We start from the raw sequence: 21907 nt of genomic DNA, 5'->3' as shown, positions 1-21907 counted from the left end.
CTCGCCAAGGGAGCGTGCTAGGCTTGCCTCGAGCAGAATAACAGCGAGGACGCCATGTCGATCACAACCCAAGCGCCACTGCATCTCGACCCCGGCGCATCGCTGCATCCGGAGTCGGTGGGGCGCGGGTCCGGACGGCATCGGCTCACCGGCCGCCACATCATCGTGGTCGGCGCCGGGCAACGCCGAGTGGTCGACGAAAAGCCCCCGATCGGCAATGGCCGCGCGATGGCGATCCTGTTCGCGCGCGAAGGTGCGCGGGTCGCCTGCGTCGATGCCTCGCGCGAGGCCGCCGAGGAAACCTGCATGCTGATCACGGCCGAGGGAGGCAAGGCGTTTCCCGAGGTGGCCGATGTCGCCGATCCCACGGCCATCGCGCCGGTGCTCGCGCGCTGTGTGCAGCGGCTCGGCGGGCTTGATGGCCTGGCGCTGAATGTCGGGATCTCGCAGGGACTGCCGCTTGCCAAATTGACGCCCGAGGTCTGGGACCTGGACTTCGCCGTCAATGTCCGCAGCCACATGTTGTTCGCGCAGCAGGCGCTCGAGGTGATGGCGCCCGGCGGCGCCATCACATTAACCTCGTCGATCGCCAGCCAGCGGGCGAGCGGGCACAACCCGGCCTATGAATCTTCCAAGGCGGCGCAGATCGCTTTGGCCCGGGCCATCGCGCTGGCTGGGGAACCCAAGGGCATTCGCTGCAATGTGATCGCGCCGGGCTATGTCGACACCCCGATGGGGCGCGATGCCAGCCGACGGCGCTCGGACCGGGCGGTGACAGTGCCATTCGGCCGCCAGGCCACCGGCTGGGAGGTGGCTTATGCTGCCCTGTTCCTGATTTCGAATGAATCGTCCTACGTCAATGCTCATACTTTGTTCGTCGATGGCGGACATATGGGCGGTATCGCGCGGAGCCCGACGGCTTGAGTATGGCAGCCCCTCGCTTGCGTTTTGCGGCGGCCGTGTCCACGTGAATGTCATTATCAACCTTCGGGGATTCCGCTTCACATGAGCACCGCCAAACTTTTCGAGCCGTACAAGCTCGGCTCCGTCACCCTCGCAAACCGCGCCGTGATGGCACCCTTGACGCGCAACCGCGCGCTCGCCGGTTTCGTGCCCAATCCGCTGGCAGTGGAGTATTACGGCCAGCGTGCCTCCGCGGGTCTTCTGATCAGCGAAGCGACGCAAGTTTCGCAGCAGGGCCAGGGTTACCAGGACACGCCCGGCATCTATTCACAGGAGCAGATCGCCGGCTGGCGCAAGGTGACCGACCGGGTGCACGAGCGCGGCGGCCACATCTATCTCCAGCTCTGGCATGTCGGCCGTATCTCCCACACCGACCTGCAGCCCAACAACGGCGCGCCGGTCGCCCCCTCCGCGATCCGCGCCAAGGGCAAGACCTTCGTCGGCGGCACCTTTGCCGACGTCTCCGAGCCCCGCGCGCTGGAGCTTGCTGAAATTCCCGGCATCATCGACGACTTCAAGCGCGGCGCGGCCAATGCGATCGCGGCCGGCTTCGACGGCGTCGAGGTTCACGGCGCCAACGGCTATCTGCTGGAGCAGTTCGCCAAGGACGGCATCAACAAGCGCACGGACTCCTACGGCGGCTCGATCGAGAACCGCGCCAAACTGATCCTCGAAGTCTCGCAGGCAGTGGTCGCCGAAGTCGGCGCCGCGCGCACCGGCATCCGCATCTCGCCGGTAACACCGGCCAACGACGCCTCCGACAGCAACCCGCAGGCGCTGTACGATCATATCGTCGACCAGCTCAACGCGCAGAAGCTCGTCTACATCCATGTCGTCGAAGGCGCCACCGGCGGCCCGCGCGACATCGCGCCGTTCGACTACAAGTCGCTGCGCAAACGCTTCAAGGGAGCGTACATCGCCAACAACGGCTATTCGCTCGACCTCGCGAGCCAGGTGCTGGCGGCCGACGACGCCGACCTGATCGCGTTCGGCAAGCTGTTCATCTCCAACCCGGACCTGGTCGAACGCCTGAAGCAGGGCGCGCCGCTGAACGATTTCGACAAGGCGACGTTCTATGGCGGCGGCGCCAAGGGCTATACGGATTATCCGACGCTGGAAGCGGCGCAGGCTGCGCAGTAAGTGGCCGTTGTTCGGAAACGAACGATCATTGTGAACTCGTCATGGCCGGGCTTGTCCCCAGCGACTCGGCGTAGCCGAGTCGCCGCTACATCCACGTCTTCCTTGCTGCAACGCTACTAAGTGGATGCCCGCGACAAGCGCGGGCATGACGCAGAGTGATACATTTCCGTTCCAGCAAGAACACTCAGGCGTTTGCCGGAATTTTCTCCGCGGCAACCGCCAGCGCCTTCAAATCGAACGATGCGTCCGCGGCCTGCTCGGGCGCGAGCGTCACGCGTGACGCCAGCAGCCGCCTCGCGATCATGTGATCGGAGGCCTGATTGATGGATTCGACGCCGAGCAGCCGCTCGCCCGCATAGCAGAAGATCGAGAACCGGCCGCGCGCAACATCGCCGCGGACGATCGAGCTGTCGTGTCCCTCGGTCAGCCCGGCGATCTGCAGCCGGCGATCGCCCTGATCGCTCCAGAACCAGGGGACGTTGCGATAAGCCTGCGGGCGACCGGACAACGTCGCCGCCAGGCAGCGGGCCTGATCAACTGCATTCTGCACCGATTCCAGGCGCAGCCTGCGGCCGGCGACCGGGTTTTCGAACAGCGCACAATCACCGATGGCGTGAACGGCGGGATCCGTGGTGGAGAGATGATCATCGACATGGATACCGTTGGAGACGGCGAGTCCGCAGTCGCGCGCCAATCCCATTTCAGCATCGGCACCGATGCCCACCAGAACCATATCAGCAGGGATTGTCACGCCGTCAGCAGTTTCAATGCCGGCGACCCGACCGCTCGCACCGGAAAACCTGGCGATCTTCGCGCCCAGCAGGAAATCGAGACCCGAGCCTGCATGAGCCTCCATCAGGTGATGCGACATTTTCTGGGAAATCGCGCGCCCCATGGGGCGATCAGCGGCCTCCAGCACGACAACGGAAGCACCGAGATCGCGCATCACGCAGGCGAGTTCGAGGCCGACAAAACCGCCGCCGATCACGACGACCTGGGTCAGGCCACCCAACCGCGCCTTGATCGTCTCGGCATCGGCCAGGGAACGCAGATAGAAAATGCCGTCCAGATCCGATCCTGGCACATCGAGCCTTCGGTTGCGGCTGCCGGTGGCGAGAACCACATGCGCGTAAGGCAGCGAACGGCCCGAGGCGAGTTGCACCTTGCGCCCGCGTCGGTCGATCGCGGTGGCCTTGTCACCGAGCCGCAGATCGATCACGTTGCCTGTGTAGAAATTGTCCGCGCGCAACAGCAGGTTCGCGCTGCTGACCTCACCCTTGAGAAACGCCTTGGACAATGGCGGGCGCTGATACGGTGGTGCCGCTTCGGCGGCTGCAATCGTGACGCGTTCGCCGTATCCGTTTTCGCGCAGAGATGCGGCGAGCTGTACGGCCGCCTGCCCGCCACCAATGATGACCACGCCGCTCATCGCAACCGCCCCGCCATCCGCTCAGGCGGCTGGTGCCGCGGCATCGCCCGCGGCCATACGCTCGACGATCCGGCGCATCCGCTGCGGCGCCGCATCGATGCCGATCCGGATACGCTTGGCATTGGGCCGCGCCCGCTCCATCGCCTCGATGCGCTCGAGAATCTCCTTGTCCTCATTGAAGGCGATGCGGAAATCCGCGTGCAGGCGTTGGTCGACGTCGGCATCGTCGATGGCGAAGTTGCGGACATGCAGCCAGTGATCGATGCAGACGTGCTCGTCCACCGGCGTGATGAAATGGCAAGCGAAGATGCGCAAGCCCTGCCCGCGGTCCTCCGGATTCTTGATCACATGGGCGTCGGCGCTACCGAAATCGATCACGGCGCTGCACGGCGCCGCATAATCATAATAGTGCCAACGGTCGACATTGCCGCGGAAATTGCCGTATTTCGCGAACAGCGGGATCGGCAGCGCGTCCTTGATCCAGCGCCAGACCAGCACACCGCTGTCGCTGAAGGTGTGCTCGACCGGGATCTCTTCGCTGGCGGCATTGCCCAGCGTGGAGAGATGCACGAAGCTGACATGCGCCGGATCGCAGAGATTATCGGCGAGATTGAGATAGTTCGCCTCGATCCGCAGCGCATCGCCATGAGCGGCGTGCCAGCCGGGATCGTTGTATTGCGGCAGGTCGTAGATCAGTGAGGGATCGGCACGGTCGGGATCGCCCGGCCAGATCCAGACCAGCCCCATCTTCTCGTGCAACGGATAGGACGGCACCCGCGCGTTGGCGGGAATCATGCTCTGGCCGGGAATGCGGACGCAGCGGCCGTTCGGGGCGAACGTCATGCCGTGATAACCGCACTCGACCGCGTCGCCCTTGAGCTTGCCCATGGACAACGGTGCGAGACGATGCGGGCACATGTCGTCGAGCGCGACCGGCACCCCGGCCTCGCTGCGGTAGGCCACGAGATCGCCCCCCAACAGGCGATGGCGAGCGAGCGAGCGCGTGACATTGCGCGACCATGTCAGCGGATACCAGGCATTGCGGGGAGCGTTCGACGTCATGGCGGACCTTCGGAGATGGGGAATGAGAACGCGGCGAATTAGTTCTTCAGCTTGGCGGCGACTTCGGTGTCGGTGGGCTGGAAGTCGGCGCCGTCGACATAGCGCCAGTCGGTCATCACGCCCTGCCCGTCCCTGACCGCGATCCGCCCGATATAGACGCCGAGCGTCGATTGATGGTCGATGGCGCGGAACGCCACCCGGCCGGCCGGCGTATCGACCTTGAGATGCTCCATCGCCTTGATCAGATCATCGGTGTTGGTGTTGCCGGCGGTCTCGATGGCCCTGGCGAGCACCAGCGTGTTGATGTAGCCGATCAGCGCACCGATGTTGGGCGTGTCCTTGAAGCGGTCGACATAGGCTTTCAGGAACGCATCGTGCTCTTTGGTCCTGATCTCGCTGAAGGGATATCCGGTCACCAGCCAGCCGACCGGCGCTTCGTCCTTCAACGGCGCCAGATATTCCGGCTCGCCGGTCATGAGGCTGACCACCGGCCGGCCCACGAAGGTGTTGCGCGTGGTGCCCTCGCGCACCAGCTTGGCGAGATCGGGACCGAAGGTGGCATTGAAAATCGCCTCCGGCTTGTCCGAAGTCATCGCCTGAACCACCGCGCCGGCATCGATCTTGCCGAGCGGCGGCCATTGTTCGGAGACGAACTCCACGTCGGGCCGCAGTCGCTTCAGCTCGCTCTTGAAGCTCGCCACCGCCGACTGGCCGAATTCATAGTTCGGCGCGATCGTGGCCCAGCGGCGCGCGGGGAATTTGGCCGCCTCTTTCGCCAGGATCGACGCCTGGGTGTAGGTCGAGGGCCGCAGCCGGAAGGTGTAGCGGTTGCCTTTCTCCCAGATCAACGCGTCGGTGAGCGGCTGCGAGGCCAGGAAGAACACCTTCTTCTGCTTGGCGAAATCGGCGACCGCGAGCCCGACATGGGAGAGGATGGTTCCAGTCAGGAGATCGACGCGCTCGGATTCGACCAGCTGGTTGGCCGCGGTGATGGCGACATCGGGCTTGCCGGCATCGTCGCGGGCGATGATCTCGAGCTTGCGACCGAGCACGCCGCCCCGCGCATTGATCTCGTCGCGCGCCAGTTCCCAGCCCTGGCGATAGCCGCGGGTGCCGACCGGCAGCGCCGAATAGCTGGAGATTTCGCCGATCCGGATCGGCGGCGGGTCCGCCGCCAGCGCGGGCGCGCCGGACACCGACAACGCAAGAACCACCACTTGAGCCGCACGCGATATCCGCACGTTACCCTCCTGTCGCAGGCCGGAGCTATGTATGTAGTACTTACTTCATAACGCATCACGCCACCGCCGAATTGTCAACAGCCTGGAACGCTTAAAAAGTGGCTGGCTTTGCCAAAAAGCAAGCAGCCGACAAATGCGCTATGAAGAGGGACACGAGGATTCGATGCTGAAAAAAGCCCCTTCCAAAGCGAAGAGCATTGCGAAGCGCGCCGGCCGCCGCACCCGCGCGCCGGACCAGACCCGCGAGGCGCTGCTGCGGGCCGCCGTCGCCGAGTTCGCCCGCGAAGGCTATGGCGGCGCGCGGGTCGATCGCATCAGCAAGGCGGCGAAGAGCAACGACCGCATGCTGTATTACTACTTCACCAGCAAGGAGAAGCTGTTCCATCACGTCATCGAGCACTGCTACGCCGACCTCGTCGCCAGCGAAGAGGCGCTGGCGCTGGACTTCAGTCGGCCGCGCGCGGCGCTCGCCGACCTCGTCGCGTTCAACTGGAATTACTACTGGGACAATCCGGAGCTCTTGAGCATTCTCGCCTCGGAGAACCTGTTCAGGGGACGCCACGTCAAGAACAACATCCGCGGCATCTTCGCCAATACCCAGCTCGGCATGCTGGACCGGGTGCTGCAGAGCGGTACCGAGCGCGGCGAATTCAGGCCGGACTGCGACCGCTTCCTCGTTTTCATGTCGATCCTGTCGCTGACCTATTTCTACCGCGCCAATCTCTACACCCTGTCGAACTACATGCAGATCGACCTCGCCGACCACGAGCGCCGCAAGGCCTGGCTCGCCCATGTGCAGGGCATGATCGACGACCTGGTGCGGCGGCGGGTGTAGGTTCTGCGAGAATGTATTGAGGCACATCAATACCCACCAACGTCATGCCTGCGTTTGTCGCGGGCATCCACGTCTTTACGGACGCACGACAAGAAAGACGCGGATGTCACGGCGACTCGCCGTAGCCGAGTCGCTGGGAACAAGTCCGGCCATGACGTAGAATGCATGGAAGCGCATCGGACACTGAAAAAGAAAAAAGGCCGGGATCGCTCCCGGCCTCTCCGCTGTCGTCGGGGGATTGCGGACCCGACAGCTGGCGTAACTTCAGCGCACAGCTAGCTCACTTCGCTTCCGCGCGCTTGGGCGGGGTCGCCGGCCACGACTTGATCAGGGTGTCGTAGTCGACGGTTTCGCCCTTCGGCTTTTCGTTGGCGAGCTTGCGTTGCGGCGCGATGTTGCCGTCCTTTTCAGACTTGGCGAACCAGAACTCGGCCGTCTCCTTCTTGTTGAGCTTCGGACCGCAGGCCCCCTGCACGCCCGACTTCTCGAGCCGCTCCAGCACCGAGTCCTGTGCCGCCGCCAGCGAGTCCATCGCCGCCTGCGCGGTCTTCGCACCGGATGACGCATCGCCGATGTTCTGCCACCACAGCTGCGCCAGCTTCGGATAGTCCGGGATGTTGTTGCCGGTCGGAGACCACTGCACGCGCGCGGGCGAGCGGTAGAATTCGATCAGGCCGCCGAGCTTCGGCGCACGTTCGGTGAACGACTTGTCCCAGATATCGGACTCGCGGATGAAGGTGAGACCGACATGGCTCTTCTTCAGCGACACCGTCTTGGAAACGATGAACTGCAAATAGAGCCAGGCTGCCTTGCGGCGATCCGGCGGCGTCGACTTCAGCAGCGTCGCGGAGCCGGCGTCCTGGTAGCCGAGCTTCATGCCCTCTTTCCAGTAAGCGCCGTGCGGCGACGGCGCCATGCGCCATTTCGGCGTGCCGTCCGCGTTGACGACCGGACCCGGCTTCACCATGTCGGCGGTGAAGGCGGTGTACCAGAACATCTGCTGGGCGATGTTGCCCTGCGCGGGCACTGGACCCGACTCGGAGAAGGTCATGCCCTGGGCCTGCGGCGGGGCATACTTCTTCAGCCAGTCGAGATACTTGACGATGGAGTAGACCGCCGCCGGGCCGTTGGTGTCGCCGCCGCGTTCGACCGATGAGCCGACCGGACGGCAGCCTTCCATGCGCACGCCCCATTCGTCGACCGGCAGGCCGTTGGGAATGCCCCTGTCGCCGTTGCCGGCCATCGACAGCCAGGCGTCGGTGAACCGCCAGCCAAGCGACGGGTCCTTCTTGCCATAGTCCATGTGGCCATAGACCTTGACGCCGTTGATTTCCTTGATGTCGTTGGTGAAGAACTCGGCGATGTCCTCATAGGCCGACCAGTTCACGGGAACGCCGAGGTCGTAGCCGTACTTGGCCTTGAACTTCGCCTTGTAGTCGGGATTGCTGAACCAGTCGTAGCGGAACCAGTAGAGGTTGGCGAACTGCTGGTCCGGCAGCTGATACAGCTTCTTGTCGGGGCCGGTGGTGAACGACTTGCCGATGAAGTCATCGACGTCGAGCATCGGATCGGTGACGTCCTTACCCTCGCCGGTCATGTAGTCCGACAGCGCGATGGTCTGACCGTAGCGGAAGTGCGTGCCGATCAGATCGCTATCGTTGATCCAGCCGTCATAGACGTTCTTGCCGGACTGCATCTGGGTCTGCAGCTTCTCGACCACGTCGCCTTCCTGGATGACGTCGTGCTTGATCTTGATGCCGGTGATTTCGCTGAACGCTTTGGCCAGCGTTCCGGCTTCGTATTCATGGGTGGTGATGGTTTCGGAGACGACGTTGATTTCCATGCCCTTGAAGGGCTCGGCTGCCTTGGCAAACCACTGCAGCTCCTTGAGCTGGTCGGCCTTGGACAGCGTCGAGGGCTGGAATTCGCTGTCGATCCATTTCTGGTTGATGGCATCGTCCGCAAATGCGGACGGTGCGACGGCCGCCGACGCCAGCATCAGCGCCGCTGCGCTTGTCATCGTCAGGAGACGATTGGTCCCGGTCTTGAATCGCATGTGTTTCCTCCGTTGATGCGACAAAACTTCAACTCAGGCCCGGGTTATTCCCGGATCTGCCAGTATTATTCAAAGCGAACCATTCGCTTTGCCTCAATTGTTCACCGCTCAGACCTTGCGAAAGATTGCAACAGCCGTGAGCAGCGAAATGATGGTCGCGAGCCACAGGCTCGAAACCTCAACGCCTTCCTCTCCGATCGGAAGAGTGAAAATCGGATTGGTGCCGACCACGCCAATCCACACCAGATGGATCACCGCAGCCGCAATCAGTGAAATGAACAGACGGTCGCCGCGGGTGGTCGGAATCCTCAAGACCCCAACGCGCTCGGCCTCGGGATAGACCGCGGCCAGCCATGTCATCACGCCGAGTGTCGATGCCAGCAGCACGAAGAAGATCGCGGTCGGCAGCGTCCAGGCCATCCATGCGATGTTTTCCATCGGCCCCTCCTACACCCGGCCAAGCGCGAAGCCGCGCGCGATGTAGTTGCGAACGAACCAGATCACCAATGCGCCGGGGATGATGGTCAGCACGCCGGCAGCGGCGAGCAGGCCCCAGTCCATGCCGGAGGCCGACACCGTGCGGGTCATGGTGGCCGCGATCGGCTTGGCGTTGACCGAGGTCAGGGTGCGCGCCAGCAGCAGTTCCACCCAGGAGAACATGAAGCAGAAGAACGCGGCCACGCCGATGCCGCTGGCGATCAGCGGCACCAGGATCTTGATGAAGAAGCGCGGGAACGAGTAGCCGTCGAGAAACGCGGTTTCGTCGATCTCGCGCGGCACGCTGGAGACGAATCCCTCCAGGATCCACACCGCGAGCGGGATATTGAACAGGCAGTGCGCCAGCGCCACCGCCCATGGAGTATCGAACAGGTTGATCGCCGAATAGAGGTTGAAGAACGGCAGCGCGAACACCGCCGGCGGCGCCATCCGGTTCGACAGCAGCCAGAAGAACAGATGCTTGTCGCCGAGAAAACGATAACGCGAGAATGCGTAGGCCGCCGGCAGCGCGAAAGTGATCGAGATGACGGTGTTGATCACCACATACTTGATCGAATTGATGTAGCCGGAATACCAGCTGGCATCGGTGAAGATCCGCACGTAATTCGCGATGGTCGGCTGCCGTGGCCACAGCGTCATGGAGGAGACGATCTCGCTGTTGGTCTTGAAGCTCATATTGACCAGCCAGTAGATCGGCAGCAGCAGGAACACCAGAAACAGGATCATGATGACACGACGGCCGGGGATGCTCTGCATCAGGCTTCTCCCTGCGGTTGCCGCTCAGTGCCGGTATTGGTCATCACGGTGTAGAACACCCAGCACACGATCAGGATGATCAGGTTATAAACCAGCGACAGCGCCGCCGCCTTGCCGAGGTCGAATTGACCCAGCGCGATTTTCACCAGCTCAATGGAGATGAAGGTGGTGGAATTGCCGGGGCCACCACCGGTCACCACGAACGGCTCGGTGTAGATCATGAAGCTGTCCATGAAGCGCAGCAGCACGGCGATCAGCAGCACCCGCTTCATCTTCGGCAGCTGGATCGCGCTGAACACCGCCCAGCGCGAGGCGCCGTCGATCTGCGCCGCCTGATAATAGGCGTCGGGAATCGACTTCAGGCCGGCATAACACAGCAGCGCCACCAGGCTGGTCCAGTGCCAGACGTCCATCACAATGACGGTGGCCCAGGCGTCGAATTCATTGGACACGTAGTTGTAGTTGATGCCGATGGCATTCAGCGCATACCCCATCAGGCCGATGTCGGGCCGGCCGAACACCTGCCAGATGGTGCCGACCACGTTCCACGGGATCAGCAGCGGCAGCGCCATGATCACGAGACAAGCGGCAACGGTCCAGCCATCACGCGGCATCGACAGCGCCACCAGGATGCCGAGCGGGATCTCGATGGCGAGGATCACCCCGGAGAAGAACAGGTTGCGTCCCAGCGAGGCGAGAAAGCGCCCACCGAGATCGGTGGAGGGATCGAGCAGCTCCTTGAACCAGCCGATGCCGTTCCAGAAAAACTGGTTGTTGCCGAAGGTATCCTGCACCGAATAGTTCACCACGGTCATCAGCGGCAGGATCGCCGAGAAGGCCACGATGAGGAACACCGGCAGCACCAGGAACCAGGCCCTGTTGTTGAAGGTCTTGTCCATCAGACAGCCCCCTCGACAAGCCGGCTGTCGACATAGACGTGCACCCGCGACGGATCGAACGCCAGACCGACGCTGTCGCCCTGCACGGAAAAGCCGTTCGGCATCCGGGCTGACAGCTTCTGGTCGCCGACACGGACGCGAGCGAAACGCGCGCGTCCGAGATCATCGATGCGCTCGACCTGCGCGGTGAGCAGATCGGTCGCCGGCTGCGCCACGGTGACGAATTCCGGCCGCACCCCAATCTCGATCTTGGCGCCAACGGGCAGCGCGCCATAGCTGCGCTGCAGCCGGATGACATGGCCACTGAGACTGGCCTCGCTGTCATGCACCTGCGCCGGCAGGATGTTCATGCCGGGCGAGCCGATGAAATAGCCGACGAAGGTGTGCGCCGGCTTGTCGAACAGCTCCTGCGGCGTGCCGCTCTGCACCACGCGGCCGTCATGCATCACCACCACGGTGTCGGCGAAGGTCAGCGCTTCGGTCTGGTCGTGGGTGACATAGATCATGGTCAAATCGAGCGCGTTGTGCAGCGCCTTGAGTTTGGAGCGCAGCTCCCACTTCAAATGCGGATCAATCACCGTCAGCGGCTCGTCGAACAGCACCGCGGCGACGTCGGAGCGCACCAGGCCGCGACCCAGCGAGATCTTCTGCTTGGCGTCGGCCGTGAGGCGCTGCGCCTTGCGGTTGAGATAGGGCGTGAGGTCCAGCAGCTTGGCGATCTCGGCAACACGGGCATCGATCTGCGCCCGGGCCACGCCGCGGTTCTTCAGCGGAAACGCCAGGTTCTCGCCCACCGTCATGGTGTCGTAGATCACCGGAAACTGGAACACCTGGGCGATGTTGCGTTTCTGGGTCGACAGCTGCGTCATGTCGGCGCCGTCGAACAGGATCTTGCCGCGCGACGGCGCGACGATGCCGGAGATGATGTTGAGCAGCGTGGTCTTGCCGCAGCCGGAGGGGCCGAGCAGCGCATAGGCGCCGCCCTGCCGCCAGGTCATCGACATCGGCTTCAGGGCATAGGAATCCGGATCAGCGGCGTCGCCACCGTAGGATTTTGCAAGATCGACGAGGTCAATGCGCGCCATGGCCGGGCCTCACATCGACTGTGGCGCGGCGACGAGCCGGCCGGTCGAATCGAACACGAACAGATCATCCGGATCGAGCGCCGCCTGCAGCCGGTTTCCCGGCTGGAATTCGTGCACGCCCGGCAGCACGGCCACCCAGTCGGAACCGTTCTGCCGCAGATGCACGAAACTCTCGGACCCGGTGATTTCCGTCAACACAACCTCGGTGGAAAAAGCGTGGCGATTGGCCGCGCCGGTCGCGACCGCGACCTGATGCGCACGGAAGCCGACGCGATAGTGACCATCGCCAAGACCCGCATAAAGACCGCTCGCCGGCGCCTCCAGACCGACAGCATAGGCAACGGTATTGCCTTTCTTTTCGATGCCGATGGTGTTGAGCGGCGGATCGGAAAACACCTCGGCCACGCGCACCGTATCCGGACGGCGATAGACCTTGGCGGTCTCCCCGATTTGCAGCGCCTGCCCTTCCCACATGCAGATGGTGTCGCCGCCGAGCAGCAGGGCTTCGGACGGCTCGGTGGTGGCATAAACAAAGATCGCGCCGGACGCCTCGAAGATTCGCGGCAATTCGGCGCGCAATTCCTCGCGCAATTTGTAGTCGAGATTGGCCAGCGGCTCGTCGAGCAGCACCAGGTCCGCGCCCTTGACCAGCGCGCGCGCGATTGCCGTGCGCTGCTGCTGGCCGCCGGAGAGCTGCAGTGGGGTGCGGGTCAGATACGGATCGAGCTTCAGCAGACGCGAGGCCTCGCGCACGCGCTGCTCGATTTCCTCGCGCGGGCGGCCCTGCACCCGCAAGGGCGAGGCGATGTTTTCATAGACCGTGAGCGAGGGATAATTGATGAACTGCTGGTAGACCATCGCCACCGAGCGCTGCCGCACGTCGAAACCGGTGACGTCGGTGCCGTCGACCAGCACCCGTCCCTGGCTCGGCTTGTCGAGGCCGGCGAGCAGCCGCATCAGCGATGTCTTGCCGGCGAGCGTTGGCCCCAGCAGCACACTCAAGGTGCCGCGCTCCAGGGTCATCGACACGTCGCGGATATGCGGCGTGCCATTCACCTCGCGCGACACATGGTCCAGGGTGATGCTCATCGCCGCGATCCCGCTTCCTGCAGGGGCTTTGCAGGGACCGATTGTGTGGCCATCCAGGCCTCGAGAGCAGCGATCTCATCCACCGACAAGCGCAGGCCAAGCTTGGAACGCCGCCACACCACGTCTTCCGCGGTGCGCGCCCATTCATTCGCCATCAGGTAGCGGACTTCGCTTTCCGTCAAGGTGGCGCCAAACGACTGGCCGAGATCGGCAAGCGATTTGGCGCGGCCCAGCACCAGTTTGGCGCGACTGCCATAGGCGTGCGCCAGCCGGTCAGCATGGGTGCGGGTCAGGAAGGCGAATTCGCGCAGCAGCTCGTTGCTCAGTGCAGGAATCGCCGAGACGTCGAGATCGCCGCCGGGCAGCGCCGCGGTGGCGGTCCAGCCAGCACGTGCCTTGGTGCCGTGCAGATGAGCGGCGACATGCTCCAGCGCCTCTTCGGACAGGCGCCGGTAGGTGGTGATCTTGCCGCCGAAAATCGACAGCAGCGGCAGGCCGCCGGGGGTGTCGAGCTCGAACACATAATCGCGCGTCGCGGCCTTGGCATCGCTGGCGCCGTCGTCATAGAGCGGCCGGACGCCGGCATAGGTCCAGACCACGTCTTCCGGCAGCACCGGCTTGGCGAAATACTCGCTGACCGCCTCGCAGAGATAATTGATCTCGTCGTTGGTGATCTTCACCTTGGCCGGATCGCCGTCATAGTCGCGGTCGGTGGTGCCGATCAGCGTGAAATCATTCTGGTAGGGAATGGCGAAAATGATGCGGCCGTCTTCGTTCTGGAAGATGTAGGCGCGGTCATGCTCGTACAGCCGGCGCACCACGATGTGCGAGCCCTGCACCAGGCGCACTTTGGCTTTGGCATTGACGCCGGCACGCTGCGACAGCACCTCGTCGACCCAGGGGCCGCCAGCATTGATCAGGGTGCGGGCGCGGATCGTCTCCTGCGCGCCGGTGATCGTATCCTGCACGGTGACCTGCCAGCAGTCGGCGACGCGGCGCGCCTGCACCGCACGGGTGCGGGTGCGGATGACGGCGCCGCGCTCGGCCGCATCGATGGCGTTCAGCACCACCAGCCGCGCATCGTCGACGAAACAGTCGGAATATTCGAAACCGCGGCTGAAGCGGTCCGGCGCCAGCGGGCGCCCGACCTCATCACGGCGCAAATCGACAGAGCGGGCCGATGGCAGCAGTTTGCGGCCACCGAGATGGTCGTACATGAAGAGCCCGAGGCGCAGCAGCCAGGCCGGCCGCAAGCCGCGATGGTGCGGCAAAACGAAACGCAGCGGGCGAATGATGTGCGGGGCGATCTGCCAGAGCACCTCCCGCTCCATCAGCGCTTCGCGCACCAAGCGGAACTCATAATATTCGAGATAACGCAGGCCGCCGTGGATCAGCTTGGTCGACCACGACGACGTGCCACTGGCCAAATCATTCATTTCACAAAGGAAAACGGAATTGCCACGGCCGGCCGCGTCGCGCGCGATGCCGCATCCGTTGATGCCGCCGCCAATGATGGCGAGGTCGAAAACCTGATCGGTGGCTTGATTCAACAGACGCTTCCCCTGGCGCTCGCCTTATTAATCGAAAGGCGATTTCGCTTTCGTATCGGGATTAAAACACACCCAAAAACGAAAGCAAGCGAAAGATAACCGAAAGCGTCAGGTTAGCTGGCCGAAACTGCCTCCGCGGGCTCTGCCGGGACTTCGTCGTCATCGGCGGTTTTGGAGCCGGCTTCGATCACGGTGATGCCCCGCTCCTGGCACAACGCGCGGAAACGCGGTGGAATCCCGGGATCGGTGACGAAGGTCTGGATCTGGCCGATGTGGGCGATACGGACCGGGGCGCTGCGCTCGAACTTGGTGGAGTCCGACACCAGCATCACGCTGCGGGCATTGGCGATGATGGCCTGCGCCGCCTGCACCTCGCGATAGTCGAAGTCGAGCAGCGCGCCCTCCTCGTCGATCGCCGACGCGCCGATGATGGCATAATCCACCTTGAACTGACCGATCAGGTCGATGGCGGCGGAGCCGATCACACCGCCGTCGGAACGCCGCACATTGCCGCCGGCGACGATCACCTCGATGCGCGGATGACGGTAGAGCGCCATCGCCACATTGAGGTTGTTGGTGATGACCAGCAGGTCTTCATGGGAGACCAGCGCGCTCGCGACCTCTTCGGTGGTGGTTCCGATGTTGATGAACAGCGAACAGCCGTTGGGAATCTGCTCGGCCGCGGCAATGCCGATCGCCTTCTTCTCCTCGGCGGCGACGAAGCGCCGTGCCTCGTAGGCCAGGTTTTCGACCCCTGACGCGATGATGGCGCCGCCATGCACCCGGGTCATCGAGCGGCGATCGCAGAGATCGTTGAGATCCTTGCGAATCGTTTGCGCCGAGACTTCGAAGCGGCGGGACAAATCCTCCACCGTCACCCGCCCAATGGAGCGGGCGATGTTGAGGATTTCGGATTGACGATGGGTTAGTCCGGTCACGACGATCACCACGCAGCGCAAGAGAACGTCACATGGTGATCGTGTTCCACAATGGGGTCAACTTGCGATTTTCAGGTTGCCTGCGTGAGCGCAACAGCAGAATTGCGCTGCAATAGGTCCGTCGACGCGATCATGCGACCTTGTCGCGCGCCCTGTCATCCTTGTTATTGTCCTTGGCCTGGATGAAGAGGATGGCCGCGCGTTCCGCTTCTCTTGCACTGCGGAAATAGCGCCCTTCCAGGGAGTTGAAATCGTGATTCGAGGCAAAGAACTTGAATCCCGATTTGTCGCGAACAACGATACCTGCGGTTTTGGAACTGACTTCGATGACGTAGCTATCAGACATGGTTTTCCCGCCGCCGGACGAGCCGGCGCTTCCAGTAACAGCAAGATGCGGGGAACTCACGGTCACCCACCCTTGCGCCCATTAACGATGAAGACGTGGAAAAGTTCAGGGTCTGTTGCGACAACAGCCGGTCGCTGCGGAGAGATGCCGCAGGCAGAGCCACGGTTCCAATTCCAAGGTGATAGCGATGGAATCGGCGCTTGAATCCAACACCATTGGATTCGGGAACCCCGGATGCGAGTTGGTCAGGTTCAAACCAGGCCACTGCGCGTTCACAAGCTCCCGCACCCGGATCGTGCTCCGTGCGGCCGCTCTAGATGCTTCACGCGACAAGGCCATGACACCCATCTTACGGTTTGACGCTTACGGTTTGCCGTATCCGGACGGCAGGCTCACCGCGGCCAGCCGCACCGCATCCTGGTCGCGATCGAGTGCGACATATTCACCCTGCCAGTAAGCCAGCGCCGCCGTCTGTCCCGCCACCCGCACCGCCGCGACGCGGCCGATGACGATGGCATGGGAGTGGCGATGGATGACCTCCTCGATCTTGCAGTCGATTCCGGCGAGCCCATCGGCCAGTACAGGCACGCCGGTGGCGAGCGTGGTCCACTGCGCGCCGTCGAAGCGCGCCGCGCCAGTCGCGCCGCCGCGCCCGGTGAACCGATCGGCGATATCCTGCTGATCGCCATTCAGGATGTTGACGGCGAACGCGCCGTACTTCTCGAACAACGGCCAGGACGACGAGGAACGGTTGATGCAGACCAGAAGGCTCGGCGGCTCGGCCGACAGCGACGTCACCGAGGTGACGGTCATGCCGGAGATATCCTTGTCCCGGCCGACAGTGATGACACTGACGCCGCCGGCAAGCTGGCGCATGGCGCTGCGGAAGCTTGCGACGGAGGCATCCAGGTCGGTCTGCACGATACGAACGAGCGAGTTCATGATGGCACCTTGATTCTTCTTATCGTCTCAGTTGTCGTCGGTCGCGTCCTTGAGCAGATCGCGCAGGATCGCTTCCTCGAACGCCGCAACCGCCGCCGAGCCGCGGCCGCGCGGCCGTTTCAGATCGACATGGATGTCGTTGGCGATGCGCCCCTCTTCGAGCACCAGCACACGATCCGCCACCGCGACGGCTTCGGTGACATCGTGGGTGACGAGAATGCCGGTGAAGCCCTGATCGGCCCATACCCGCTCCAGCAGCCGCTGCATGGTGATGCGGGTCAATGCATCCAGCGCGCCGAGCGGCTCGTCGAACGCCAGCACCCGCGGATGGCTGACCAGCGCGCGGGCCAGCGCCACGCGTTGCCGCTGGCCGCCCGACAGCACGGTCGGCCACTGATCGCGCTTGGCATCGAGCTCGACCTCGTGCAGCGCGCGTTCGGCGCGCTGCTTGGCATCGGGCGAGCTGCGATCGGCGCCGAGACCGACCTCGACATTCGACAGCACCCGCGCCCAGGGCAGCAGGCGCGGCTCCTGGAACATCATCCGCACCTGCTTTTGCACGCCGGCCTCGGTCGAATCCTGGTCGCCGAACGCGATGGTGCCGGCATCGGGCTTGTCGAGACCCGCGATCATCCGCAGCAGCGTGCTCTTGCCGCAACCGCTGCGGCCGACAATGGCCACGAACTGGCCGGCAGGAATATGCAGGTCGATGCCGCGCAGCACCTGGTTGTCGCCGAACGCCTTGCGCAGGCCGCGGATGGTGATGGGAAGCCCACGCGACACCGACGGCACACTGGTGCGCGCGGCGTCGGCTTCGCGGAGATAGTCGGCACTGTCGACCGGACGCGCGGACACTGGAGCAAAACGGAGCGGCTGCTGCATGACCATTCTCACTGTTTCTGGAAAGCCGGATGCCACGACAGCGTCAGCCGTTCGAGCACGCGCGACGCGCTGTCGGCGAGCTTGCCGAGCAGCGCATAGATCAGGATGCTGAGCACCACGACGTCGATCAGCATGAACTCGCGCGCCTGCATCGCCATGTAGCCGAGGCCGGAGGACGCAGCGATGGTCTCAGCCACGATCAGCGTCAGCCACATGATGCCGAGCGCAAAACGAAGCCCGACGAAGATCGAGGGCAATGCGCCCGGGAAGATGACGCGGCGGAACAGTTCGCCATCGCTCATGCCGTAGCTGCGGCCCATCTCGATCAGCTGCGGATCGACCGTCTTGATGCCGTGCAGGGTGTTCAGATAGATCGGGAAGAACACGCCGAGCGCCACCAGGAACAGCTTCGCCACCTCATCGATGCCGAACCACAGGATCACCAGCGGGATCAGCGCCAGATGCGGCACGTTGCGCACCATCTGCAGCGTGGTGTCGGTCAGCTTGTTGCTGAGCCTGGACAGCCCGTTGGCAAGGCCGAAGGCGAAACCGATGCCGCCGCCGATGACAAAACCAACAATGGCGCGCCAGAAGCTGACCCAGATATTGCGCGCGAGCTCACCTGATAGCAGCAGTTTCCAACCGGCCAGCGCGACGTCGCTCGGCGCCGGCAGCACGCGCACCGAGATCCAGCCGGCGACACTCGCCAGCTGCCAGATCGCGATGATCGTTATCGGCACGATCCATTGGGTCAGGCCGTCGAGCCGCGGGGCACGAAGGCCGCCGACCCGCGGCAGGGAATCGATCAGGCTCATGACTGCGACGCCTTGATGAGGGGACGATGCTCGTTGGCGATGGTTTCGCCGAACGGCCCGGTGTTGACGCGCAGCGGCGCGACATTGTCGCCTTTGTTGAGCGACAGATGCGGGAACACCAGTTCGGCAAAACGATAGGCTTCTTCGAGATGCGGATAACCCGACATGATGAAGGTATCGATGCCGATCGCCTGATACTCCTTGATCCGCGCCGCGACGGTTTCGGGATCGCCGACCAGCGCCGTGCCCGCACCGCCACGCACCAGGCCGACACCGGCCCACAGGTTCGGGCTGATCTCGAGCTTGTCGCGGCGACCGCCATGCAGCTGCGCCATGCGCTGCTGCCCCACCGAATCCATCCGCGAGAAGATCTTCTGCGCCGAGGCAATGGTCTCGTCGCTGACATGATGGATCAGTTCGTCCGCGGCCTTCCAGGCTTCCGCATTGGTCTCGCGCACGATGACGTGCAGGCGGATGCCGAACGACACCTTGCGGCCGCGCGCCTGCGCCACTTCATTGACGCGATTGATCTTCTCCGCCACCGAGGCCGGCGGCTCGCCCCAGGTCAGGTACTTGTCCACGGTGTCGACGGCGACATCGATGCCGGCATCGGACGATCCGCCGAAATACAGCGGCGGCCCACCCGCCTGGTGCGGCGGGAACAGCAGCCGGCCATCCTCGATGGCGAGATGCTTGCCCTTGAATTCGACGGTCTTCTCGGCGAGCAGATCCTTGTAGACGCTCAAGAACTCGCGGGTGACTTCATAACGCTCGTCATGTCCAAGGAAGATGCCGTCGCCCTTGTTCTCCACGGGATCGCCGCCGGTAACCACGTTGATCAGCAGCCGGCCCTCGGAGATGCGATCCAGTGTCGCGGTCATGCGCGCGGCGACGCTCGGCGACTGCAAGCCCGGGCGCACAGCCACGAGATAACGCAGCCGCTTGGTCAGCGGCACCAGCGCCGAGGCCACGACCCAGGAATCCTCGCAGGAGCGTCCGGTCGGCAGCAGCACGCCGAAATAGCCGAGATCGTCGGCCGCCTGCGCGATCTGCCTCAGATACGACAGCGAGACATGCCGGCCGCCATTGGTGGTGCCGAGATAACGGCCGTCGCCGTGAGTCGGCAGGAACCAAAGGACGTTGGCATTAGGGGATGGAGCAACACTCATGAACCTGACTTTCGTGCGATATCGGAAACGGTGATGGCCTTGGGGATCAACCCAAGCTGATGAAAGGTATCGCCCAATTTCTGCTGCTCGGCCAGCACCTGGGCATCGATCGGCTTGATACCGTAGGCTTGGCGCTTCAGCGCGAGTTCGATCACCGGCACCGGAAGGCCGACCGACGGGCTGAGCTGCTCGGCCACAGCATGAATGTCGGTCTTCGCCCAGGCGTCGACCTCACGCAGGCTGTCCAGCAGCACATCGAGCACTTTGGGATCCGTGGCGAGGAATTTTTCCGACGAGAAATAGAACTGGGTGTTGGCGACGGTGTCGGTACCATCGGACAGCACGCGGGCCTCGAGCGCCACTTCGGCAGAGGCCTGGTAGGGATCCCAGATCGCCCACGCATCGACCGAGCCGCGTTCGAACGCGGCGCGCGCGTCGGCCGGCGCGAGGAACGCCGGGGTGATGTCGGAGTACTTCAGGCCCGCCTTCTCCAGCGCCTTGACCAGCAGATAATGAACGTTCGAGCCCTTGTTGAGAGCGACGGTCTTGCCCTTCAACTCGGCGACGCTCTTCAGCGGGCTGTTCTTCTGCACCAGGATCGCCTCGCCCTTCGGCGCCGGCGGCTCGTAGGCGACATAACGGATCGGGGCACCGGCCGCCTGCGCGAAGATCGGCGGCGCTTCACCGGTGTTGCCGAAATCGATGGCACCAACATTGACGGCTTCCAGCAAGGGCGGCCCCGACGGGAACTCCGTCCACACCACGGAATAGCCCAGCGGCTTCAGTTTCGGCTCCAGCGAGCCCTTGCTCTTGAGCAGCACGAGCTTGCCGTATTTCTGGAAGCCGATGCGCAGCATCTTGTCTTGCGCCGTGGCTGCACCGATCGATGCGGCGAGCCCGAGGGCAACGGCAACGACGGCGGCAAAAGTTCGCAACGGCTTCATGTCAAATCCTCGGCGTTGAAATGGCGGGATGAAAGGGATGGCGGGGGATCAGCTCTGCGCGGGCTTCCAGACGATGTCCTTGATGACGATCGGCTTCGGGATCAGGCCCAGCTTGTGAAAACGGTCGGCGACGCCCTGCTGGGTCGCGACGATGTCATCGGTGACGGGTCCGATGGCGTAGGACGAGCGCTCCGCAGCCACGGTCTGGATATCCAGCGGCACGCCGGTGACATCGCTCAACGATTTCGCCACGTCGGTACGATGGCTCTCGGCCCAGTGCGCGGATTGGGTCAGCACCGCGATCACGTCACGCAACGCGGCGCCCTGCGTCGTGGCGAAATCGCGGTTGGCGATATAGAAGGAATTGGTCTTGGTCACATCCTTGGAATTGATCAGGATCCGTCCATGCTGCTTCACCTCGCCGATGGCGAAGTAGGGATCCCAGATCGCCCAGGCCTCGATGCTGCCGTTGGCGAACGCCGCACCGGCGTCCGGCGGGGTCAGGTACACAGGCGTGATGTCGGCATAGCTCAGCCCGGCCTTTTCCAGGGTCTGCAGCACCACATTGTGGGCGCTCGATCCCTTGGTGAAGCCGACGCGCTTGCCTTTCAAGTCTTCGATGGAGCGGATGGTCGACGACGCCGGCACCAGAATGCCCTGCCCGTTGGTGATCGGCTGCGCCGCAGCGTAGACGATATTGGCATTGGCCGCCTGCGCGAAGATCGGCGGGGAATCGCCGACGGCGCCGAAATCGACACTGCCGGCGCTCATCGCTTCCAGCATCGGCGGTCCCGAGGAGAACTCCACCCACTTGATCTGGATGCCCTGACCGGCAAAATGCTTCTCAAGCGACGCCTGCTGGCGCGCAATCACCAGCACGCCGTTCTTCTGATAGCCGATGCGGATCTCTTTCGGCGCTTGCGCCAGCAGCGACGCCGGCGCGACCGCCGCCACAAACGCGCTTGACGCGATCAGCCATCGTAAAAACCCACGGCGCTTCATCAACACTCTCCAGCTTCAATCCAGAGAGAAGATGTGAGTAATCCATCAATTTGATCAAGCATTTGGCGAAGAAAACGACAGTCATGCTGTCGACCTCGCGCAGAGCACACGATTATTCCAAGGCCACCAGCGGAATTGGAAGACGATTTGCACCGATCACGCCGCCGTGTTGGACGCCTTGCGGCTGATCAGATAAGCTCATCATATCGTTGCGGAAACGCTTTTGTGCCCGCAGCAACGCGCTGGAAATATTCTTTGGCAGCGCT

At 63.4% G+C, this 21907-nt stretch carries 21 protein-coding genes; 3 read left to right on the top strand and 18 right to left on the bottom strand.

Annotated elements, in window-relative coordinates:
* The first annotated feature begins 54 nt into the window (after positions 1 to 54).
* Positions 55 to 924, top strand: coding sequence for an SDR family NAD(P)-dependent oxidoreductase (locus RS897_RS19870; RefSeq protein WP_315838204.1), 870 nt, complete (start codon positions 55 to 57; stop codon positions 922 to 924).
* Between the two features lie 81 nt (positions 925 to 1005).
* Positions 1006 to 2103 (top strand): alkene reductase, encoded by a 1098-nt coding sequence (locus tag RS897_RS19865; RefSeq protein ID WP_315838203.1) that lies wholly within the window; start codon positions 1006 to 1008, stop codon positions 2101 to 2103.
* Between the two features lie 184 nt (positions 2104 to 2287).
* Here the strand turns inward: RS897_RS19865 and RS897_RS19860 are convergent, their stop codons facing one another.
* From RS897_RS19860 to RS897_RS19850, 3 genes are read right to left on the bottom strand one after another with little or no spacing between them, the layout of a single operon-like run.
* The gene (locus RS897_RS19860) at positions 2288 to 3532 is read right to left on the bottom strand and encodes an NAD(P)/FAD-dependent oxidoreductase (protein WP_315838202.1); all 1245 of its coding nucleotides are present in this window, start codon (positions 3530 to 3532) and stop codon (positions 2288 to 2290) included.
* Positions 3533 to 3553: 21 nt separating this feature from the next.
* Positions 3554 to 4594, bottom strand: coding sequence for an aromatic ring-hydroxylating dioxygenase subunit alpha (locus RS897_RS19855; RefSeq protein ID WP_315838201.1), 1041 nt, complete (start codon positions 4592 to 4594; stop codon positions 3554 to 3556).
* A gap of 38 nt (positions 4595 to 4632) precedes the next feature.
* On the bottom strand, positions 4633 to 5829 hold the full coding sequence (locus RS897_RS19850) for an ABC transporter substrate-binding protein (RefSeq protein WP_407654557.1): 1197 nt from the start codon (positions 5827 to 5829) through the stop codon (positions 4633 to 4635).
* Positions 5830 to 5998: 169 nt separating this feature from the next.
* Between RS897_RS19850 and RS897_RS19845 the strand changes: the two genes are divergently transcribed.
* Entirely contained in the window at positions 5999 to 6670 is a 672-nt protein-coding gene (locus RS897_RS19845; protein WP_315838200.1) for a TetR/AcrR family transcriptional regulator, read from the top strand.
* A 280-nt stretch (positions 6671 to 6950) separates the two neighbouring features.
* On the opposite strand, the gene RS897_RS19840 is transcribed toward RS897_RS19845, so the two are convergent.
* From RS897_RS19840 to RS897_RS19770, 15 genes are all read right to left on the bottom strand, one after another.
* Positions 6951 to 8690 carry an ABC transporter substrate-binding protein gene (locus RS897_RS19840; protein WP_315838696.1) on the bottom strand — a complete coding sequence of 580 codons (1740 nt, stop codon included), beginning with the start codon at positions 8688 to 8690 and terminating at the stop codon, positions 6951 to 6953.
* A 144-nt stretch (positions 8691 to 8834) separates the two neighbouring features.
* A complete protein-coding gene (locus RS897_RS19835) occupies positions 8835 to 9164 on the bottom strand; it encodes a DUF2160 domain-containing protein (protein ID WP_315838199.1) in 330 nt (109 codons plus the stop codon).
* 9 nt (positions 9165 to 9173) lie between these two features.
* Positions 9174 to 9980 carry a carbohydrate ABC transporter permease gene (locus tag RS897_RS19830; RefSeq protein WP_315838198.1) on the bottom strand — a complete coding sequence of 269 codons (807 nt, stop codon included), beginning with the start codon at positions 9978 to 9980 and terminating at the stop codon, positions 9174 to 9176.
* On the bottom strand, positions 9980 to 10879 hold the full coding sequence (locus RS897_RS19825; protein ID WP_315838197.1) for a carbohydrate ABC transporter permease: 900 nt from the start codon (positions 10877 to 10879) through the stop codon (positions 9980 to 9982). Before RS897_RS19825 ends, RS897_RS19830 begins: the two co-directional genes overlap by 1 nt.
* Entirely contained in the window at positions 10879 to 11964 is a 1086-nt protein-coding gene (locus RS897_RS19820; protein WP_315838196.1) for an ABC transporter ATP-binding protein, read from the bottom strand. Before RS897_RS19820 ends, RS897_RS19825 begins: the two co-directional genes overlap by 1 nt.
* Before the next feature lie 9 nt (positions 11965 to 11973).
* A complete protein-coding gene (locus RS897_RS19815; RefSeq protein ID WP_315838195.1) occupies positions 11974 to 13053 on the bottom strand; it encodes an ABC transporter ATP-binding protein in 1080 nt (359 codons plus the stop codon).
* Positions 13050 to 14603: a glycerol-3-phosphate dehydrogenase gene (glpD, locus tag RS897_RS19810; RefSeq protein ID WP_315838194.1), complete on the bottom strand. Its 1554-nt coding sequence runs from the start codon at positions 14601 to 14603 to the stop codon at positions 13050 to 13052. The genes RS897_RS19815 and glpD overlap by 4 nt, the downstream gene beginning before the upstream one ends.
* Before the next feature lie 113 nt (positions 14604 to 14716).
* On the bottom strand, positions 14717 to 15541 hold the full coding sequence (locus RS897_RS19805) for a DeoR/GlpR family DNA-binding transcription regulator (RefSeq protein WP_315838193.1): 825 nt from the start codon (positions 15539 to 15541) through the stop codon (positions 14717 to 14719).
* Between the two features lie 130 nt (positions 15542 to 15671).
* On the bottom strand, positions 15672 to 15887 hold the full coding sequence (locus RS897_RS19800; RefSeq protein WP_315838192.1) for a hypothetical protein: 216 nt from the start codon (positions 15885 to 15887) through the stop codon (positions 15672 to 15674).
* Between the two features lie 363 nt (positions 15888 to 16250).
* Entirely contained in the window at positions 16251 to 16829 is a 579-nt protein-coding gene (locus RS897_RS19795; RefSeq protein WP_315838191.1) for a flavin reductase family protein, read from the bottom strand.
* 27 nt (positions 16830 to 16856) lie between these two features.
* Positions 16857 to 17711 (bottom strand): ATP-binding cassette domain-containing protein, encoded by an 855-nt coding sequence (locus RS897_RS19790; protein ID WP_315838190.1) that lies wholly within the window; start codon positions 17709 to 17711, stop codon positions 16857 to 16859.
* Positions 17712 to 17719: 8 nt separating this feature from the next.
* The gene (ssuC, locus tag RS897_RS19785; RefSeq protein ID WP_315838189.1) at positions 17720 to 18526 is read right to left on the bottom strand and encodes an aliphatic sulfonate ABC transporter permease SsuC; all 807 of its coding nucleotides are present in this window, start codon (positions 18524 to 18526) and stop codon (positions 17720 to 17722) included.
* Positions 18523 to 19695, bottom strand: coding sequence for an FMNH2-dependent alkanesulfonate monooxygenase (gene ssuD / locus RS897_RS19780; protein WP_315838188.1), 1173 nt, complete (start codon positions 19693 to 19695; stop codon positions 18523 to 18525). Before ssuD ends, ssuC begins: the two co-directional genes overlap by 4 nt.
* Positions 19692 to 20639, bottom strand: a complete 948-nt coding sequence (locus tag RS897_RS19775) for a sulfonate ABC transporter substrate-binding protein (protein WP_315838187.1) — start codon at positions 20637 to 20639, stop codon at positions 19692 to 19694. The genes ssuD and RS897_RS19775 overlap by 4 nt, the downstream gene beginning before the upstream one ends.
* A gap of 48 nt (positions 20640 to 20687) precedes the next feature.
* On the bottom strand, positions 20688 to 21641 hold the full coding sequence (locus tag RS897_RS19770; RefSeq protein WP_315838186.1) for a sulfonate ABC transporter substrate-binding protein: 954 nt from the start codon (positions 21639 to 21641) through the stop codon (positions 20688 to 20690).
* Between the last annotated feature and the right edge of the window lie 266 nt (positions 21642 to 21907).

The organism is Bradyrhizobium prioriisuperbiae (genome assembly GCF_032397745.1).
GTDB lineage: Bacteria > Pseudomonadota > Alphaproteobacteria > Rhizobiales > Xanthobacteraceae > Bradyrhizobium_A > Bradyrhizobium_A prioriisuperbiae.
The sequence above is the reverse complement of the archived record's forward strand: the minus strand, read 5'-3'. Positions and strand labels throughout refer to the sequence as shown.

Coding starts and splice junctions, on each gene's coding strand:
- ssuC (WP_315838189.1), bottom strand. CDS start 18,526: ATGAGCCTGATCGATTCCCTGCCGCGGGTCGGCGGCCTTCGTGCCCCG.
- RS897_RS19795 (WP_315838191.1), bottom strand. CDS start 16,829: ATGAACTCGCTCGTTCGTATCGTGCAGACCGACCTGGATGCCTCCGTC.
- RS897_RS19840 (WP_315838696.1), bottom strand. CDS start 8,690: ATGACAAGCGCAGCGGCGCTGATGCTGGCGTCGGCGGCCGTCGCACCG.
- RS897_RS19860 (WP_315838202.1), bottom strand. CDS start 3,532: ATGAGCGGCGTGGTCATCATTGGTGGCGGGCAGGCGGCCGTACAGCTC.
- RS897_RS19845 (WP_315838200.1), top strand. CDS start 5,999: ATGCTGAAAAAAGCCCCTTCCAAAGCGAAGAGCATTGCGAAGCGCGCC.
- RS897_RS19820 (WP_315838196.1), bottom strand. CDS start 11,964: ATGGCGCGCATTGACCTCGTCGATCTTGCAAAATCCTACGGTGGCGAC.
- RS897_RS19825 (WP_315838197.1), bottom strand. CDS start 10,879: ATGGACAAGACCTTCAACAACAGGGCCTGGTTCCTGGTGCTGCCGGTG.
- RS897_RS19865 (WP_315838203.1), top strand. CDS start 1,006: ATGAGCACCGCCAAACTTTTCGAGCCGTACAAGCTCGGCTCCGTCACC.
- RS897_RS19835 (WP_315838199.1), bottom strand. CDS start 9,164: ATGGAAAACATCGCATGGATGGCCTGGACGCTGCCGACCGCGATCTTC.
- RS897_RS19815 (WP_315838195.1), bottom strand. CDS start 13,053: ATGAGCATCACCCTGGACCATGTGTCGCGCGAGGTGAATGGCACGCCG.
- RS897_RS19775 (WP_315838187.1), bottom strand. CDS start 20,639: ATGAAGCCGTTGCGAACTTTTGCCGCCGTCGTTGCCGTTGCCCTCGGG.
- RS897_RS19800 (WP_315838192.1), bottom strand. CDS start 15,887: ATGTCTGATAGCTACGTCATCGAAGTCAGTTCCAAAACCGCAGGTATC.
- ssuD (WP_315838188.1), bottom strand. CDS start 19,695: ATGAGTGTTGCTCCATCCCCTAATGCCAACGTCCTTTGGTTCCTGCCG.
- RS897_RS19830 (WP_315838198.1), bottom strand. CDS start 9,980: ATGCAGAGCATCCCCGGCCGTCGTGTCATCATGATCCTGTTTCTGGTG.
- RS897_RS19855 (WP_315838201.1), bottom strand. CDS start 4,594: ATGACGTCGAACGCTCCCCGCAATGCCTGGTATCCGCTGACATGGTCG.
- RS897_RS19870 (WP_315838204.1), top strand. CDS start 55: ATGTCGATCACAACCCAAGCGCCACTGCATCTCGACCCCGGCGCATCG.
- RS897_RS19790 (WP_315838190.1), bottom strand. CDS start 17,711: ATGCAGCAGCCGCTCCGTTTTGCTCCAGTGTCCGCGCGTCCGGTCGAC.
- RS897_RS19770 (WP_315838186.1), bottom strand. CDS start 21,641: ATGAAGCGCCGTGGGTTTTTACGATGGCTGATCGCGTCAAGCGCGTTT.